This is a genomic window from Homoserinibacter sp. YIM 151385 (assembly GCF_027912415.1).
Lineage (GTDB): Bacteria > Actinomycetota > Actinomycetes > Actinomycetales > Microbacteriaceae > Schumannella.
Window position 1 is genome coordinate 1,859,780 of the sequence record NZ_CP115175.1, and the last position, 16,226, is coordinate 1,876,005.

Genomic DNA, 16,226 nt, shown 5'->3' on the forward strand with positions numbered 1-16,226 from the left:
CGCCGGGCACGGTGACAGGACGTCGATGATGGTCGTGCGCATGGCCGGGAGATGGCCCCGAACAGGGGCTGGAACACGAAAGCGAGCAACCGCCGACGTTCTCGCTCCTGCCGACCGGGATGACCTGTCGGTTCGCTCGCGCCGCGGGGGGCGAGCTCTCGGTGTTCGTCGAAGGCGGGACCGTCATCACCGTCCTCGGTCTCGCCATGATCGCCGGCGCCATCGCGGCCACGGCGTTGCTCGGAGTCCGCCGGGCGCGATCCCTGCAGAAGGCCTGACCGATCCGACTTGACCCTGCCCCAGGGGCAGGGTGTCTACTGACGGCATGCTCGGCAGAATCCTCGTGCGCTTCCTGCGCGGCTCATGGCACCTCCTCCTGCTCGTCGTCCTGTTCCAGGCGGCGCAGTCCATCGCCTCCCTCGTGCTCCCGGCGCTCAACGCCGACATCATCGACGACGGGGTCGCGCAGGGCGACACGGGCCTCATCGTCGGGCTCGGCGTCGCGATGCTCGCGGTCACGCTCCTCCAGGTGGCGTGCACGATCGCCGCCGTCTACTTCGGGGCGCGCGCCGCGATGGGCTTCGGCGCCGACGTGCGGGCGGCGCTCTTCGCCCAGGTCGGCCGGTTCTCCGAGCAGGAGGTGAGCCGCTTCGGCCCGGCCTCGCTCATCACCCGCACGACGAACGACGTGCAGCAGGTGCAGATGCTCGTGCTCATGACCTGCACGATGATCGTGTCGGCGCCGATCCTCGCGATCGGCGGCGTCGTCTTCGCGCTGCGCGAGGACGCCGGCCTGTCCTGGATCCTCGCGGTCGCGGTCCCGGTGCTCATCCTGAGCGTCGGCCTCCTCATCGTGCGGATGACCCCGCTGTTCGGGCGCATGCAGGACCGCATCGACGCCGTCAACCGGGTGCTCCGCGAGCAGCTGACCGGCATCCGCGTGGTCCGCGCCTTCGTGCGCGAGCGCCGCGAGGTGGCGCGCTTCGCGGACGCGAACGCCGAGCTCACCGACACCGCGATGCGGGTGGGCCGCCTGTTCGCGCTCATGATGCCGCTCATCATGCTCGTGCTCAACGTGTCGGGTGTCGCCGTGCTCTGGTTCGGCGCGGCCCGCGTCGAGGACGGCACGCTCCAGGTCGGCTCGCTCATCGCCTTCCTCAGCTACATCATGCAGATCCTCGGCGCCGTGCTCATGGCGACCTTCCTCGCCTTCCTGCTGCCGCGCGCGACCGTGTCGGCCGGCCGCATCGGCGAGGTCCTCGAGACGGCGTCGAGCGTGGTCCCGCCGAGCGACCCCGAGCCCGCGCCGCCCGCCCGCGGGGTGGTCGAGCTGCGGGATGTGACCTTCGCCTACCCGGGCGCCGAGGAGCCGGTGCTCCGCGGCGTCGACCTCGAGGCGCGCCCCGGCACGACGACGGCGATCATCGGCAGCACCGGCTCCGGCAAGACGACGCTGCTCGGCCTCCTGCCGCGCATGTTCGACGCCTCCGCGGGCGCCGTGCTCGTCGACGGCGTCGACGTCCGGCGACTCGCCCCCGAGGCGCTCTGGTCGCGCATCGGCCTCGTGCCGCAGCGGGCCTACCTGTTCTCGGGCACCGTCGCCTCCAACCTCCGCTACGGCGACCCGGAGGCGGACGACGAGGCGCTCTGGCGGGCGCTCGAGATCGCCCAGGCGCGGGACTTCGTGGAGGCCATGCCGGGTCAGCTGGAGGCGCCGATCGCGCAGGGCGGCACGAACGTGTCGGGCGGGCAGCGCCAGCGGCTCGCGATCGCGCGGGCGCTCGTGAAGCGCCCGCCCGTGTACCTCTTCGGCGACTCCTTCTCGGCGCTCGACACCGCGACGGACGCCCGGCTCCGCGCCGCCCTCGACGCGGCCGTCCCGGAGGCGACGCGCATCGTCGTCGCGCAGCGCGTCGCGACGATCGTGGAGGCCGACCAGATCCTGGTCCTCGACCACGGCGAGGTCGTCGGACGCGGCACGCACGCGCAGCTGCTCGAGACCTCCCCCGAGTACGCGGAGATCGTGCAGAGCCAGCTCGCGGCCGAGGAGGCGGGACGATGAGCTTCGGAGCACCCCCGCCCACCGGCAGGAGCGCGGCCTTCCTGCCCTCCGCGAAGCGCCTGCTCGGGCGCCTCCGCCCCGAACGCGCCGGGGTCGTCCTCGTCGTGCTGCTCGGGATCGTGAGCGTCGCGCTCGCGGTCGCCGGCCCCAAGGTGCTCGGCGCCGCGACCGACCTCATCTTCGAGGGCGCGATCTCGGCCGGCCTCCCCGAGGGCACGACGAAGGGGCAGGTCGTCGACGCGCTCGTCGCGGCGGGCGAGACGCAGCAGGCGGAGTTCTTCCGCGGGCTCGACATCGTGCCGGGTGAGGGCATCGACTTCGCCGCCCTCCACCTCGTGCTCGGCGCGGCGATGCTGCTCTACGTGCTCTCCTCCGTGTTCCAGTACGCGCAGGGGCTCATCCTCAACGGCATCACGCAGCGGACCGTGCTCCGGCTCCGCGAGGACGTCGAGGCGAAGGTGCACCGGCTCCCGCTCGGCTACTTCGACCGGATGCCGCGCGGCGAGCTCCTCAGCCGCGTCACGAACGACATCGACAACGTCTCGCAGAGCCTCCAGCAGACGCTGAGCCAGATGATCCAGGCGGTGCTCACGGTGATCGGCGTCGTCGCGATGATGCTCGTCATCTCGCCGCTGCTCGCCCTCGTCGCGCTCGTCGCCGTGCCGCTGACGCTGCTCATCACGGCGCTCATCGCGAAGCGCTCGCAGAAGCTGTTCGCGGCGCAGTGGGCGCACACGGGTGAGCTCAACGCGCAGATCGAGGAGGCCTACTCGGGCCACGCGCTCGTGAAGGTGTTCGGTCGCCACCGCGAGGTGGAGGCGCGCTTCGGCGAGAAGAACGGCGAGCTCTACCGCGCCTCGCTCGGCGCGCAGTTCATCAGCGGCATCATCATGCCGGCGAGCATGTTCGTCGGGAACCTCGTCTACGTCGGCATCGCGGTCGTCGGCGGGCTGATGGTCGCGAACGGGTCGATGCGGCTCGGCGACGTGCAGGCCTTCATCCAGTACTCGCGGCAGTTCACGCAGCCGCTCAGCCAGCTCGGCTCGATCGTGAACCTGCTGCAGTCGGGCGTCGCGAGCGCCGAGCGGGTGTTCGAGCTGCTCGACGCCGAGGAGCAGGATGACGATCCGGCCTCCCCGGTGACGGCGCCCGCGGGCGCGGGGCGGCTCGCCTTCGAGGCGGTCGACTTCCGCTACGCGCCCGACACGCCCCTCATCGACGATCTCTCCTTCGTCGCGGAGCCGGGCTCGACGATCGCGATCGTCGGCCCGACGGGCGCCGGGAAGACGACGCTCGTGAACCTCGTGATGCGCTTCTACGAGCTCGACGGCGGGCGCATCACGCTCGACGGCGTCGACGTCCGCGAGATGACGCGCGACGACCTCCGCTCCCGCACGGGCATGGTGCTGCAGGACACCTGGCTGTTCCAGGGCAGCATCCGCGACAACATCGCCTACGGGCGGCCGGATGCGAGCGAGGCCGAGATCCTGGAGGCGGCGGAGGCGGCCTTCGTCGACCGCTTCGTGCACTCGCTGCCCGAGGGCTACGACACGGTGCTCGACGAGGAGGGCGGCAACGTCTCGGCGGGCGAGAAGCAGCTCATCACGATCGCGCGCGCGTTCCTCGCGCGGCCCGCGCTGCTCATCCTCGACGAGGCGACCTCGAGCGTCGACACCCGCACCGAGCTGCTCGTGCAGCGGGCGATGCGGGAGCTGCGACGCTCCCGCACCTCCTTCGTCATCGCCCACCGGCTCTCGACGATCCGGGATGCCGACCTCATCCTCGTGATGGAGTCCGGCTCGATCGTCGAGCAGGGCACGCACGAGGAGCTCGTCGCCCGCGGGGGCGCGTACGCGCGGCTCTCCGCGGCGCAGTTCGCGGCGCCGATCGAGGAGGAGCCGGCACCCGAGGATCCGCACGCCGCGATCGCGGTGGATCCGGTGGGCCCGACGACGGGCGCGGTGCCGACCGCGGATGCCCCGCCGGGCGCCGCGCCGGACGCGCGCGACTAGCCTGGCGGCATGCCCGGTTCGAAGGACGCCATCCGCGACGCCGCGGCGGGGCTCTTCGTGGAGCGCGGCTACGCGGCCACCCCGCTCCGCGACATCGCCGCGCGCGCCGGGGTCGACGCGTCGCTCATCATCCGGCACTTCGGCTCGAAGGAGGAGCTGTTCCTCCGCACGGTCGAGGAGCGGATGCCGGAGGCGGCGCCGCTGGACGGCCCGCTCGAGTCGGTCGGCGAGGACTTCATCCGCTTCGTGCTCTCGAGCGACGCCCACGTGCGGGGCGTGTTCCTCGCCCTGCTCCGCGCGAGCGACGCCGACGGGATCGGCTCGCGGCTGCGCGCGGTGCACGACCGCTTCTTCGTCGAGCCGCTCCGCGCCCGACTGGAGGGACCGGATGCCGACCTGCGCGCCCGGCTCGCGGCATCCCTCGTCGGAGGGCTGCTCTACTCGTTCTGGGCCGTCCGCGACGAGGCGCTCGCAGCGGCCGACCCCGAGCTCATCGTGGTGCGCTACGGCGCACTGCTGCAGCGGCTCATCACGCCCTGACCTCGCCGGCGGGACGGGCCCGCAGGCGGGTGCTCAGACCGCCGACCAGCCGCCGTCGGAGGCCAGCACGGCGCCGGTGACGTTGGTGCCGTCGTCGGAGAGCAGGAAGGTGATGGAGGCCGCCAGCTGCGCCGCCTCCGCGACGGAGGGGATGTTCGCCATCGCGCCCTGGAGCCGCTCGGCCGCGAACTCGGACGCGAAGGTCGCGCCGATGTTCGTCGCGACGCCGCCCGGAGCGACCGCGTTCACGCGGATGCCGGAGCCGGCATACATGAACGCGCTGCTCTTCGTGATCCCGATGACGGCGTGCTTCGACGCCGTGTACGCGACACCCGCCGCCGAGCCGCGGAGGCCCGCCTCGGACGAGGTGTTGACGATCGAGCCGGAGCCCGCCGCGAGCATGATGGGCAGCACGGCGCGGCTCAGGCGCATGGTGCCCTCGACGTTGACGGCGAACACCCGCTGCCAGACCGCGTCCCCCACCTCGTGGAGGGGCGTCATGTCGTCCGTGATGCCCGCGATGTTCGCGAGGCCGTCGATGCGGCCGCCGGCGGCGCGGACGATCGCGTCGACGTCGTCCTGCGCCGTGATGTCGCCGACGACGGCGACGATGTCGGCCCCGGGGTGCTCGGCGGCGAGCGCCTCCAGGCGCTCCGCGGACACGTCGACGCCGATGACGCGGCCGCCCTCCCGGACGATCCGGCTGGCGGTGGCGCGGCCGATGCCGCTGCCCGCCCCGGTCACGATGACGGTCCGGCCCGCGAACCGGCCGGGCGTGATGCGCTCCTCGAAGGGCGCGGCGATCGCGGCCGCGGCGGCGTCGTCCTCGTCGCCCTCGCCGGCGGCCGGCACGGCCCCGCCGTTCGCGCGCGCGACCATGTCGGCCACCATCTCTGCGGTCAGCATCCCGTTGCTCATGCCGGCGACCCGCTCCAGCGAGAACAGCTTCGCGGGCGCGAGCGCCTTCTCCGTCTGGCCGGCCTGCGCGAGCATCTCGCGGAGGATGCGGCCGCCCTCGGGGTGCTTGAGCCACTGCCCGATGGACGACTTGGCGGTGATCGGCTTCTCGGACATGGCACTCCTTCGTCGGCGGCGGCGTCAGCAGGAGTGTGCGCCCGCGGACCCCGGTTTGTCAACATTGTTGACACCGGTCGCCGACCCTGCGGCCGCCCGCTCGGCCGCTACCGCCGGTACCGGAGTCCCCGCCCCCGCAGGAGCCGCGTGACGAGCAGGTAGATGAGGTGCGTCCGCGGCCACTGGGTGACGTTCGCGCCGCCCGCCACCGTGTAGTAGTTGTGGCATCCCGCGCTCATCGCCGACGCGTGCGTGTCGAGCTGCTCGTCGATCCAGCGCACCCACTCGCGCGTCGCGCCGGCATCCGTGTCGACGATGCCGCCGCCGCGCTCGAGACGGCGGATGGCGCTCACCGCGACCTCCGCCTGCCGTTCGAGCTGGGCGATGATCGAGGTGCCGCCGTTCGTGTTCGGCCCGTACAGGATGAAGAAGTTCGGGAACTCGGGCACCGTGATGCCGAGGAACGCGGTCGCGCGCTCCACCCAGGCCTCGTGGAGGTCGCGGCCGCCCGACCCGGTCACGCGCAGGCTCGAGAGGAACTGCTGCGGCTGGAAGCCCGTGCTCAGCACGAGCACGTCGACGGGCCGCTCGACGCCGGTCGCATCCACGATCCCGGTCTCCGTCACCCGCACGACCGGGTGCGGGACGAGCGAGACGTTCGGCCGGTTGAAGGCGGGATAGTAGGTGGAGGCGACGATCGGCCGCTTGCACCCCCACGGGTAGTCGGGCGTGAGCGCCGCGCGCGTCGCCGGATCGTCGACCGACTCGGCGATGTAGTCGAGGCACATCTGCCGCATCTGCCGCTGCCGCCGGCTCTCGACGTCGTTCGCCTTGAAGCGGCGTCCCGCGACCGCGAACTGGTACGCGCGATGCAGGCGCTGCGCGAGCGGCACGTGCCGGTAGACCCAGCGCTCGCGCGGCGTGTACGCCCGCTCGAACTTCGGCTCGATCCAGCCGGGCTCGCGCTGGTAGACGCTGAGCTCGCCGACCTCGGGCGCGAGCGCCGGCACCACCTGCGCGGCCGTGGAGCCGGTGCCGACGACCGCGACCCGCTTGCCCGCGAGGTCGTGCTGCGGCTCCCAGCGGGAGGTGTGGAACGCGATCCCCCGGAAGTCCTCGAGCCCCGGCCACTCCGGGTAGCGCGGCACGTTGAGCAGGCCGACGGCCGACACGACGACGTCGAAGCGCTCCGTCGAGCCGTCGGCGGTCGTGACCGTGTACTCGCGCCGCTCGTCGCTCCACACCACCTCCTCGACGCGCGTCGACAGCCGGATGCGGGAGCGGAGCCCGAAGCGGTCGACCACCTCGTTCGCGTAGGCGAGCAGCTCCGGCTGGGTCGCGTGGGTGCGCGGCCAGTCCTTCTTCATGAACGAGAACGAGTACGCGTGCGAGGGGATGTCGACCTCGCAGCCGGGGTAGCGGTTCTCGAACCAGGTCCCGCCGAGGCCTTCCGACTGCTCGAAGATTGTGAACTCGGCGGAGGTGCGCCGCTGCAGCTTCACGGCGAGGGCGATCCCGCCGAAGCCCGAGCCGATGATGCCGACGCGGAGCCGCCTGCGCCCGCCGCGGCTCACGCCTCCGCTCCGGCCGGCATCGGATAGTCCTCGGCGTTGAGCACCCAGTCCGGCATGCGCGAGAAGTCGAGGCGCGGCGGGCTGAAGATGTCGACGAGCCGGTTCCGGCCCTCGCCGACCGCCTCGCTCGTGTGCTGGCTGGGCGGGGGGATGACGGCCAGCGAGGGCGCGGGCGTCAGGTGGTGCTCGTCCTCGCGCCAGACGGTGCGGTCGGTGGTCCACGGCCACCGGATGTGGTGCACGTACTCGCCCTCGAGCACGAGCGAGCACTGCTCGAAGTCGTCGTGGTGATGCGGCGACAGCTTCGCCGGGTCGCGCGGCCCGTCCTGCGGCGCGATCCAGTTCACCATGAAGGTCGTGCAGCGGTAGAGGCGGAACGGCGAGCCGGGCAGCGTCGGCACCGTGAGGTCGTAGACGCGGATGCGATACCCGCCGACCGGCTCGGGCCACGCGGCGAAGGGCGGCACGTTGTGATGCGGCGAGGCGTAGTCCTCGGCGTTGACGCTCTGCGCGACGAGGTCCGAGGCGGTCGAGCGCACGAGGCGCAGGACGCGACCGGAGCCGCTCGCCGTGATCCGGGAGCGCCCGGGCGGCACGATCACGAGCCGCTCCCCCGGCGCCTCGACCCGCTCGCCGCCCGCCTCCACGACGAGGGAGACGCCCGGGTCGACGGCGATCGCGATGTGCTCCTCCGGCTCGTCCCGCTCGCCGAGATCGGTGTCGCCGTCGACCGTCGCGAGCGCGAGGACGAGGTTCTGCGCACGGGCGATCCACTCGGCACGGCCGGGCTCCACGAGCGTCGGCGGCAGCTCCGAGAACTCGGCGTACGACATCCCCGAGTAGTCGGTCGCGGCCGGGGCGGCGGCGGGGGCGGTCAGGGCCGAGCGGGGGTCGGCGGCGTCGTAGGGCATGGGGGTCCTCCGTGTCGGTGGGCTGGGGGCGGGCTCAGGCGTCGAGACGAGCCCGGATGTCGTCGACGAGCGAGGTCGCGGCGCCGCGCAGGATCCCGGCGTCGTTCGCGACCATCACGTAGGCGAAGCCGCGGCGGGCCGCCGCCTCGACCTGCTCGGGCGTCTGCACGGCCGTGCCGACGGGGATTCGGTGGCGGGCGGCGGTCTCGAGCAGCCGGTCGACGGCCGCCTGGATGACGGGGTCGCCGGCCGGCATCCCGCTCGAGAGCTGGAGATCGCCCATGCCGAGGAACGCGCCCGTGAGGTGGGGGACGGCGAGGATCTCGGGCGCCGCGCGGAGCCCGTCGAGGTCCTCGATCTGCACCGCCCGCAGCGCGTCGTCGCCGCGGGCGAGGTACTCCTCGAGCCCGATCCCGCCCCAGGCGCCGGCACGCGAGGTGCTGCCGTTGCCGCGGGTGCCGCGGGGCGAGAAGGTCATGGCGCTCGCGGCGGCCGCCGCCTCCTCCGGGGTCTCGACCCTGGGCACCAGGATGCCGTCGACACCCGAGTCGAGCAGTCGCTGGAGGTGGCTGCCGGAGCGGTCCGGCACGCGGACGAGCACCTGGAGGCCGAGGCCCTGCGCGACGACCGTCGCCGCGTACGCCGACGGGAGGTCGAGCGGCGCGTGCTCGAGGTCGATGACGATGAAGTCGAACCCCGCCAGCGCGAGGATCTCGACCGTCTCGAGCGAGGGGATCTTGGCCCACGTGCCGACGAGCGCCCGGTCGGCCTCGCGCAGCGCGCGTGCGAAGCCGGGACGGCGTCCGACGCTCATGACTCGAGCCCGAGGAGGCGGGCGGGCGTCCGCTGCACCATGAGCGCGAGATCCTCCTCGGCGACGCCCAGCTGGAGAAGCCGGCCGAGGAGCCCGCGGTAGCCCTCGACGGGCAGCGGGTTGCCGACCTGGCCGAGATCGGAGCCGAGGATGGTGTGCTCGGGTCCCAGGGCGCGGATCCAGTCGACCAGCTGCTCGGCCGGGAAGATGTGGTCGCGGTGGTACATCGCGATCTCGTGCTCGACGACGGCGCCGAGCTCGATCATCTCGGCGAGCTGCTCGCGCCCGATGTCGGAGACGAAGTCGGGGTGGCTGACGACGATCCGGTCGTGCCCCAGCCCGTGGGCGGTGCGCACGACGGCGAGCGCCGACGCCGAGTCGAGGTGCCCGGTCGAGACGATCGCGCCCGCGTCGCGCGCCTGCTCGATGATCGCGCCCACCTCGGGCCGGACCTCGCCGTCGCCGTCGACGACCGCGACCTCCTCGCTCTGCAGCATCCCGAGCGGCTGGAAGTGCGCCTTCGTCTCGGCGTGCGCCTCGGCGTGCGCGAGGTGGATGCGGGAGGAGATGGTCGGGAACCACACCATGCGGCCGCCCATCCGGAAGGAGCGGTCGGTCGCCCAGGGGTTGAGCCCGCCGTTGACGCTGTTGAGGGCGATCCCGCCGTAGACGGCGGTCGGCAGCCCCTCGAGCTGCGGCGCCATCGACAGCACGTCGGTGACGGTGTCGTGATAGTGGCACTTCACGAGGATGGCGCGGAATCCGGCGTCGGCCGCCTGCTGCGCCGCCTCGACGTGCGTGATGCGCCGCGGCATGGGCGAGGGCCCGGAGTGGCAGTGGAGGTCGACGGCTCCGTCGAGCAGGTCGTCGATGACGGTCATGGTGATCCTTCCGGCCGCTACTTCACGGCCATGGCGTTGGGCGGCGATCCGACGCCGCCGGGCACGGCGAGCGGCTTCGAGGTCAGGAGGAACTCGAAGCGCCCGTCGGCCGCGCAGGCCTCGGCGAGCCCATCCAGGCGCCAGAGCTCGCCGAGGTAGATGCCGAGGAGCGCCAGCAGGGGACGGTGCAGCATCCCGTTGTGGATCGGGCCGCGCTCGGGCAGCGGCTCCTCGGGGTCGATGAATCCGGAGTCGGGGTCGACGGGGAACGCCTCGACGCCGGCGTTGTCGGAGGCGATCATCGCGATCCCCTCGTCCCACAGCAGCTCCAGGACGTCGTGGCTCTGCGCGATGCCGGGTGTGCCCCAGTCGGCCTTGCGCGCCTCCTGCTGGGCGGGGGTGAGGCCGAGCCAGTCCTCCGCCCAGCCGGTGCGCAGCAGGATGACGTCGCCGCGGCGGAACACGACGCCGTGGAAGGCCGCCGCCCCGCGCAGGTCCGCCGCCGTGATGGCCTGGTTCCGGTCGAGCTCGAGCCGCCGCCCGACGGACTCCAGGTAGCGGGGCATGTCGAGCAGGACCCCGCGGGTGACGATGCCGCGCTCCGCGAGCAGCTGGATGCCGAGATCCGGCGTGCCCTCGGCGATCGCCGCATCCGGCACGCCGCCGTAGAAGCCGTGCTCGGGGTGCCGCATGTGCCGCAGCCCGTCGATCTGGGAGGTGGACTGCAGGTAGAAGGAGTCGAGCCAGTCGTCCCGGTGGTTGGGGTTGTTCGCGAAGATGCGGTGCTCGGTGGCGGGCCGCGTGCCGGCGATGCTCGGGACGAAGGCGTTGATCGGGTAGTCGAGATCGAAGACCCGGCCGGTGCGGACGAGCGAGGCGGCGTGCACCGCCTGCTCCGGTCCGATGAATCCGAGCGCCCCGAGCTGGTCGCCCTCGCCGAACACGTTCCAGGAGGAGCCCGCCGGCGCGTCGGTGCGCGCCAGCAGGTCCCGGTAGGAGGGCAGCTCGGCGAGCTCAGGCATCGGCGTCCGCGACGGCGGGCGCCGCCTTCTTCCGGGCGGTCGCGCTCACCATCTCCTCGCCCGCGAGGTCGATGCCGCGCGTCTCGGGCGAGGCCAGCACGCTCCCGATGATGAGGAGGCCGGCGATGACGAGCAGCACGACCGGGGTGAGCGTGAGCGGCATGAAGTTCGACAGCCCCGCCTGGTAGGCGGCGAAGAAGCCGGGGATCACGACCGCGAGCGAGTAGCCGATGCCCCAGCCGGAGGAGCGGATCCGGGTCGGGAAGCGCTCGTTGATGTACGAGGGCAGGGTGCCGATCGTGAAGCCGTTGACGCACTGCACGAAGAAGATGACCGCGATGAGGACGCCGAAGGGCAGCGGCACGTCGCTGCCGAGCAGCCAGAACAGCGAGGTCATGACGAGGAGGACGAGCAGGCCCGCCGTCAGGAGGATCGGCTTGCGGCCGAAGCGGTCGCTGAGGAGGCCGGAGAGCATGTAGGCGAAGGGCACCACGATGTTCGCGAAGATGATGCTCAGGCTGAACTCGTTCGGGGTGAACCCGCGACCGATGATGAGCTGCGGCACGACCGAGCCGACCATGTTGACCATGAAGAACACGCCGGTCATGAGGATGAAGACCTGGATGAAGGCGGCGATGCCGCGGCGGCCGAGCATCTCGCGGATCGGGTGCTTGGCCTTCTCGGAGGTGATCCAGACGACCGACTCCTCGACGTCCTTGCGGAGGAAGCGGGCCACGATGAAGCCGAAGACCGCGCCGACGACGAAGGGGATGCGCCAGCCCCACTGGACGTAGGCGGAGTCGATGTCGGAGGCGGGCGCGATCTGCAGTGCGACGAAGGTGAACACGCCGATCGCGAGGTAGCCGACCGTCGATGCGCTCTGCACGAAGCCGCCGACGAGTCCGCGCCGGTTGGTCTTGGCGTACTCGATGGCCATCGGGGTCGCCGCGGTGTACTCGCCGCCGAGGAAGATGCCGTCGACGAAGCGGAGCAGGAGGAGCAGGGAGATCGCGGCGACGCCGCCGATCTGCTCGGCGCCCGGCAGGCAGGCGATGAGCACGGTGACCACGCTGAAGCCGTAGATGGCGATGGCGCCGACGCGCTTGCGGCCGAGGCGGTCGGAGAGGTGGCCGAAGAGGAAGGCGCCGATCGGGCGTCCGAAGAGGGTCGCGGCGAGGGTGAAGCCCGTGACGACGGCCGTCTGCGCGGGGTCGAGCCCCTGGGTGAAGTAGATCATCGCCGGCAGGAGCGCGACGGAGGGGAGGTAGATGTCGAAGGAATCGACGAGGAAGCCGAAGAAGGCGCCGCGGATGGCGCGCCTCCGGCGGACGGTGGGATCGGTGGTCGAGGTGTCGACGCCGGCTGCGGTGCTCATGGGGCCCTTCTCTCATCTTCGAGTCCGGCCGCCGTGGTCTGCCGCTCGGTGAGGGATCGAGCGGACTGCGGCGCCGGTGGACAGGAGCACTGTACGACTGTCATACGATCCATGTCAATGCGTATCGTGAACATGAAGTTCACATAGGTGGACGGATGCGGTACGCGCGCAGCTGCAGCGCCATCATCCGGTAGTACCCGATGAGCGTCACGACCTCGAAGACCTCGCGACGGCCCAGCTGCTCCTCGGCCCGCCCCCACAGCTCGTCGGCGACGTCGGAACCCGCCAGCAGGTCCGCCGTGAGCTCCAGGAGCACCGCCTCCCCCGCGTCGCGCGGCTCGTAGCCGCCCGTCGCGAGCCGGGCGATCTCCGCGTCGTCGATCCCCGCCCGCCGTGCCGCGCGGTGATGGGCGAAGCGCTCGAAGTCGCTGTCCTCCGCCTCGGCGACCGCGAGGATCACGAGCTCCCGCTGCCGGGGCGACAGGTCGAGGCCGAAGCGCACCCGCCCGCCGAGCCCCTCGAGGGCCAGCCCGAGCTCGGGATGCAGCATCCAGCTCGCCGGCGGGCCGGTGAGGCGGCCGAGATCGTCGACGAGCCGGAAGTCGGCCCCGGGCGCGGCGCGCTCCCCCGTCGTGTAGACCGCGTAGAGCTCGGCGCCGGCCCCCTCGAGCCCGGCCGGATCGATCGCCGGCACCCGGCTCATGCCGCGGCCTCGAGCTCGGGCACCGGACGGCGCAGCAGCTCATGCGGGTTCACCACGAGCATCCGGCGCAGCTCCTCCGGGGTCAGGCCGAGGTAGAAGAGCTGCTCGGCGAGGGTGCGCAGCGACTCCGGCAGGGGCGGCACCCACCGCGAGAACACGTCCGAGCTCAGCACGACGTGCTCCGGCCCGAGCTCGCGGATGGCCGCCGCGAAGTCGCGGACGCCGTGATGCGACTCGGGGTTGATGAGCGGCGCGCTCGAGAACTCGACCTTCGCACCGAGCTCGGTGAAGACGTGGAGCTCGGCCGGGTCGTCCGTGAAGTGCAGGGGATGCGTGAGCATGACCGGCACGTCGAGGCGGCGGCACTCGCGCACGACCGCGAGGCTCTCCTCGAGCGACACATGGCCGGTGCCGAGGAGCAGCCCGCGCTGCGCGCACACCTCGATCGCCTCGGCGACCTCGCTCCGGAGGCCGCCCCCGGCATCCAGGAGCGAGACCGCGTTCGCCTCGGCGAAGCCGCGGAACCGCGGGGACTGGCGTTCGAGCAGGCGCGAGATGTAGCCCCAGCGCTCGACGTCGGCCCGCGCGCCCCAGGTGGGCAGGAAGACGACCTCGGCGCCGGCGTCCGCCGCGAGCTCGACGACCGCGGGGTCGACGCCGCCGAGCTGCGGGTTCAGGGTGATGCTGCCCAGCACCTCGAAGGGGAGGTCGCCGAGCTCGCGCTGGACGATCGCGGCGCGATCCATCGTGGGCCAGAGATGGGATTTCAGGACCCAGCCGCGCATGCCGTACGCGCTCGCGAGCCGCGCGACGCCGACATCCGGACCGCGGTTGAGCGCCGTCGCGGACAGATCCGGCTGCCCGTGCGCGTGGAGGTCGAAGGCGCCGCGCAGGAAGCGGCCGTAGTCCGGCGGCAGCGCATCCGCGAAGGCGAGGGGGGTCGTGAGCTCGTCGTCCATGGGGATCCTCTTCGATCGAGTGGCGATTCGCGCGGAATCGGTTGAGAATGTCGAGCACAGCCACGAGAAGTTCGGGATGCGCAATGACCGTTCGCATGATGATCGCACGCGCGGTGGTCCGCTGGCGATACCGTGCGCGCCGCGACGCCCTGGCGACGCCCGCCTTCCTCGCGTCGCGGGCGGGGCCGGCGCCCGTGCCGAGCCGCGTGCACGAGCGCTGCGACGTCGTCGAGCGGGAGATCGCCGGCCGACCGGTCGTCACGCTGACCGCCCGCGACGGGAGCCGCCGCACGGGCGCGCAGGTCCTGCACCTGCACGGCGGCGCCTACGTCGGGGCGATCCAGGCGGCCCACTGGCTGGGGCTCGCCGAGCTCGCGGTGCGCTCCGGCGCCGACATCCACGTCCCGCGGTACGAGCTCGCGCCCGCGGGGACGGCCGACGACGCCGCACGCTTCCTCGCGGCGGTGCTGGCCGAGGTCGCGGCGCGCGCGCCCGACGTGCCGCTCGTGCTCTCGGGCGACTCCGCGGGCGGCGGGCTCGCCCTCGCCGCCGCCGTCCGCAGCCGGCACGCCGGGTCGCCCGTCTCGGCGGTGCTCCTGTTCTCGCCCTGGCTCGACCTCGCCGTCCCGGACCGCGTCGACCCGCGTCTCCCGCGGCGCGACCCGATGCTCACGGTCGCGGCCCTCCGGCGGGCCGGACGACTCTGGGCCGGGGCGCGCTCCGTCGACGACCCGCTCGTGAGCCCCCTCCGTGCCGCGCTCGACGGCCTGCCGCCGGTGACGATCCTCGCGGGCGGGCACGACCTCCTCGTGGAGGACGCCGAGCGGCTCGCGGAGCGGATCACGCGGGCCGGGGGCGCGTGTCGCCTCGCGATCTGGCCGTCCGGCTTCCATCTCTTCATGGCCGCCCGGCGGACCCCGGAGGCGGGCGAGGCGATGGAGCTCGCGGTCGAGGTGCTCCGGTCGTGCTAGCCCGCGCGGCCGGGCGCGGCCGCTCCGAGCTCCGCGCCGATCGCCGCCGCCGCGGCGCGGAGCTCGCCGACGAACGCGGATCGCGCGGCCTCGTCCAGTGCCGGATCGGGCTCGAGCCCCGCGATCGTCGCGACGATGCCCGCCGGCCCGAGGACCGGCACGGCGGCGAAGTAGCCGCGCGGCTCGGCCACTGCCGAGTAGCCGAGCTCGGCCGCCTCGTCGATCACGGCATCCAGCGACTCGCGCTCGGCGGTCGCGGCATGCGCGCGCAGCCAGTCGGCGCGGGAGGCCTCCGGCAGGTGCGCGAGGAAGACGTGCGTCTGCGCCGCGGCCGCATCCAGCTGCGCGCCCGGCCGGATCGTGAGCACGACGGTGCGGCTGCGATCCTCGTCGACGAGGGCGACGACCGGGCCCTCCGCGGTCCAGAGGCTCAGGACGACGGTCGCACTCACGGCGGCGCGCAGTCGCGCCAGGTGCGGCGGCGCCACGTCGACGACGGGGCGGTGCGCGAGGGCGTTGATGCCGAGGCGGAGCAGCAGGCCGCCGAGCACGAAAGTGCCGCGGCGAGCACCGCGGTCGAGGATGCCGGCGGCCGCGAGCGAGGCGCAGTAGCGGTAGGCGGTCGTCCGGTTGAGGCCGATGCGCTCGGCGACGTCCGCCGCCGTGAGCTCGACCGCCGACTGCCCGAAGAGCGCGCAGATCTGCCCCACGCGCGCGACGGCCTGGATGTCGGAGGTCGCCGCCTCCGCGGTCGCCGTCGTCTTCGCCACGATCGAATCGTATGCGACGGGATGCCCCGCGCGGCCGCGACCCGGGAGCCACGGTGCCCGGATCGGCCCGCGACCCCGGTCGCACGACGCCGCAGACTCGGACCGGGATCACCGCACGACGAGGAGAGGATGGCCGCATGAGCGAGGCGATCGACCTGCAGGACGAGGCGGCGCGACTGGACGAGTTCTGGTCGCAGCGCGTGCTCGCGGAGGCGAACGGCAGCCTCTTCAAGGTCGCGAAGGGCATCGGCGAGGTCTCCTGGCATCAGCACGACGACCAGGACGAGACCTTCCTCGTGCTGAGCGGCGAGCTCGTCGTGCGCCTCCGCGACCCCGAGGAGCGCGCCGTGCCGCTCTCGCCGGGTCAGCTCTTCGTCGTCCCGCAGGGCGTCCAGCACGCGCCCGTGTCGGCGGCGGGCGCGAGCTTCCTCGTCATCGGCCGCACCGTGACCTCGACCGCGGAGGGCGGCAAGCCCGCCTGGAGCGAGGGCGGCGGCGCAGCGCCGGAGCAGGTCTGACGGAGCGGGCTCCGCTCGGGGCCGAGCCCGCCGCCGACGC

15 protein-coding genes are annotated in these 16,226 nt (G+C 72.9%); 5 read left to right on the forward strand and 10 right to left on the reverse strand.

Features of this window, described 5'->3' with window-relative positions:
• Positions 1–325: 325 nt before the first annotated feature.
• The 3 genes from OF852_RS09065 to OF852_RS09075 are packed head-to-tail and all read left to right on the forward strand — an operon-like array spanning position 326 to position 4,614.
• Positions 326–2,062, forward strand: a complete 1,737-nt coding sequence (locus OF852_RS09065; protein WP_271118841.1) for an ABC transporter ATP-binding protein — start codon at positions 326–328, stop codon at positions 2,060–2,062.
• Positions 2,059–4,074, forward strand: a complete 2,016-nt coding sequence (locus OF852_RS09070; protein WP_271118842.1) for an ABC transporter ATP-binding protein — start codon at positions 2,059–2,061, stop codon at positions 4,072–4,074. The genes OF852_RS09065 and OF852_RS09070 overlap by 4 nt, the downstream gene beginning before the upstream one ends.
• Before the next feature lie 9 nt (positions 4,075–4,083).
• Positions 4,084–4,614, forward strand: a complete 531-nt coding sequence (locus OF852_RS09075; RefSeq protein ID WP_271118843.1) for a TetR/AcrR family transcriptional regulator — start codon at positions 4,084–4,086, stop codon at positions 4,612–4,614.
• A 33-nt stretch (positions 4,615–4,647) separates the two neighbouring features.
• Here OF852_RS09075 and OF852_RS09080 read toward each other — a convergent pair whose 3' ends face one another.
• From OF852_RS09080 to OF852_RS09120, 9 genes are all read right to left on the reverse strand, one after another.
• Positions 4,648–5,688, reverse strand: a complete 1,041-nt coding sequence (locus OF852_RS09080; RefSeq protein WP_271118844.1) for an SDR family NAD(P)-dependent oxidoreductase — start codon at positions 5,686–5,688, stop codon at positions 4,648–4,650.
• 107 nt (positions 5,689–5,795) lie between these two features.
• Positions 5,796–7,262, reverse strand: a complete 1,467-nt coding sequence (locus tag OF852_RS09085) for a flavin-containing monooxygenase (RefSeq protein WP_271118845.1) — start codon at positions 7,260–7,262, stop codon at positions 5,796–5,798.
• Positions 7,259–8,173 (reverse strand): hypothetical protein, encoded by a 915-nt coding sequence (locus OF852_RS09090; RefSeq protein WP_271118846.1) that lies wholly within the window; start codon positions 8,171–8,173, stop codon positions 7,259–7,261. The genes OF852_RS09085 and OF852_RS09090 overlap by 4 nt, the downstream gene beginning before the upstream one ends.
• A 34-nt stretch (positions 8,174–8,207) precedes the next feature.
• Positions 8,208–8,987 carry an HpcH/HpaI aldolase family protein gene (locus tag OF852_RS09095; RefSeq protein WP_271118847.1) on the reverse strand — a complete coding sequence of 260 codons (780 nt, stop codon included), beginning with the start codon at positions 8,985–8,987 and terminating at the stop codon, positions 8,208–8,210.
• A complete protein-coding gene (locus OF852_RS09100; RefSeq protein ID WP_271118848.1) occupies positions 8,984–9,868 on the reverse strand; it encodes a DUF6282 family protein in 885 nt (294 codons plus the stop codon). Before OF852_RS09100 ends, OF852_RS09095 begins: the two co-directional genes overlap by 4 nt.
• Positions 9,869–9,885: 17 nt before the next feature.
• A complete protein-coding gene (locus OF852_RS09105) occupies positions 9,886–10,890 on the reverse strand; it encodes a cyclase family protein (RefSeq protein WP_271118849.1) in 1,005 nt (334 codons plus the stop codon).
• The gene (locus tag OF852_RS09110; protein WP_271118850.1) at positions 10,883–12,265 is read right to left on the reverse strand and encodes an MFS transporter; all 1,383 of its coding nucleotides are present in this window, start codon (positions 12,263–12,265) and stop codon (positions 10,883–10,885) included. The genes OF852_RS09105 and OF852_RS09110 overlap by 8 nt, the downstream gene beginning before the upstream one ends.
• A 139-nt stretch (positions 12,266–12,404) precedes the next feature.
• The gene (locus tag OF852_RS09115; protein ID WP_271118851.1) at positions 12,405–12,968 is read right to left on the reverse strand and encodes a carboxymuconolactone decarboxylase family protein; all 564 of its coding nucleotides are present in this window, start codon (positions 12,966–12,968) and stop codon (positions 12,405–12,407) included.
• Positions 12,965–13,927: a DUF6282 family protein gene (locus OF852_RS09120; protein WP_271118852.1), complete on the reverse strand. Its 963-nt coding sequence runs from the start codon at positions 13,925–13,927 to the stop codon at positions 12,965–12,967. Before OF852_RS09120 ends, OF852_RS09115 begins: the two co-directional genes overlap by 4 nt.
• Before the next feature lie 95 nt (positions 13,928–14,022).
• On the opposite strand from OF852_RS09120, the gene OF852_RS09125 reads away from it, so the two are divergent.
• Entirely contained in the window at positions 14,023–14,898 is an 876-nt protein-coding gene (locus OF852_RS09125) for an alpha/beta hydrolase fold domain-containing protein (RefSeq protein WP_271118853.1), read from the forward strand.
• On the opposite strand, the gene OF852_RS09130 is transcribed toward OF852_RS09125, so the two are convergent.
• Positions 14,895–15,668, reverse strand: coding sequence for a helix-turn-helix domain-containing protein (locus tag OF852_RS09130; protein ID WP_271118854.1), 774 nt, complete (start codon positions 15,666–15,668; stop codon positions 14,895–14,897). The genes OF852_RS09125 and OF852_RS09130 overlap by 4 nt on opposite strands.
• 137 nt (positions 15,669–15,805) lie before the next feature.
• Here OF852_RS09130 and OF852_RS09135 point away from each other — a divergent pair, with 137 nt between their 5' ends.
• Complete coding sequence (locus OF852_RS09135) at positions 15,806–16,186, forward strand: cupin domain-containing protein (protein ID WP_271118855.1); 381 nt, start codon at positions 15,806–15,808, stop codon at positions 16,184–16,186.
• Positions 16,187–16,226: the final 40 nt, after the last annotated feature.

Coding starts and splice junctions, on each gene's coding strand:
- OF852_RS09065 (WP_271118841.1), top strand. CDS start 326: ATGCTCGGCAGAATCCTCGTGCGCTTCCTGCGCGGCTCATGGCACCTC.
- OF852_RS09070 (WP_271118842.1), top strand. CDS start 2,059: ATGAGCTTCGGAGCACCCCCGCCCACCGGCAGGAGCGCGGCCTTCCTG.
- OF852_RS09075 (WP_271118843.1), top strand. CDS start 4,084: ATGCCCGGTTCGAAGGACGCCATCCGCGACGCCGCGGCGGGGCTCTTC.
- OF852_RS09080 (WP_271118844.1), bottom strand. CDS start 5,688: ATGTCCGAGAAGCCGATCACCGCCAAGTCGTCCATCGGGCAGTGGCTC.
- OF852_RS09090 (WP_271118846.1), bottom strand. CDS start 8,173: ATGCCCTACGACGCCGCCGACCCCCGCTCGGCCCTGACCGCCCCCGCC.
- OF852_RS09095 (WP_271118847.1), bottom strand. CDS start 8,987: ATGAGCGTCGGACGCCGTCCCGGCTTCGCACGCGCGCTGCGCGAGGCC.
- OF852_RS09100 (WP_271118848.1), bottom strand. CDS start 9,868: ATGACCGTCATCGACGACCTGCTCGACGGAGCCGTCGACCTCCACTGC.
- OF852_RS09105 (WP_271118849.1), bottom strand. CDS start 10,890: ATGCCTGAGCTCGCCGAGCTGCCCTCCTACCGGGACCTGCTGGCGCGC.
- OF852_RS09110 (WP_271118850.1), bottom strand. CDS start 12,265: ATGAGCACCGCAGCCGGCGTCGACACCTCGACCACCGATCCCACCGTC.
- OF852_RS09115 (WP_271118851.1), bottom strand. CDS start 12,968: ATGAGCCGGGTGCCGGCGATCGATCCGGCCGGGCTCGAGGGGGCCGGC.
- OF852_RS09120 (WP_271118852.1), bottom strand. CDS start 13,927: ATGGACGACGAGCTCACGACCCCCCTCGCCTTCGCGGATGCGCTGCCG.
- OF852_RS09125 (WP_271118853.1), top strand. CDS start 14,023: ATGATGATCGCACGCGCGGTGGTCCGCTGGCGATACCGTGCGCGCCGC.
- OF852_RS09135 (WP_271118855.1), top strand. CDS start 15,806: ATGAGCGAGGCGATCGACCTGCAGGACGAGGCGGCGCGACTGGACGAG.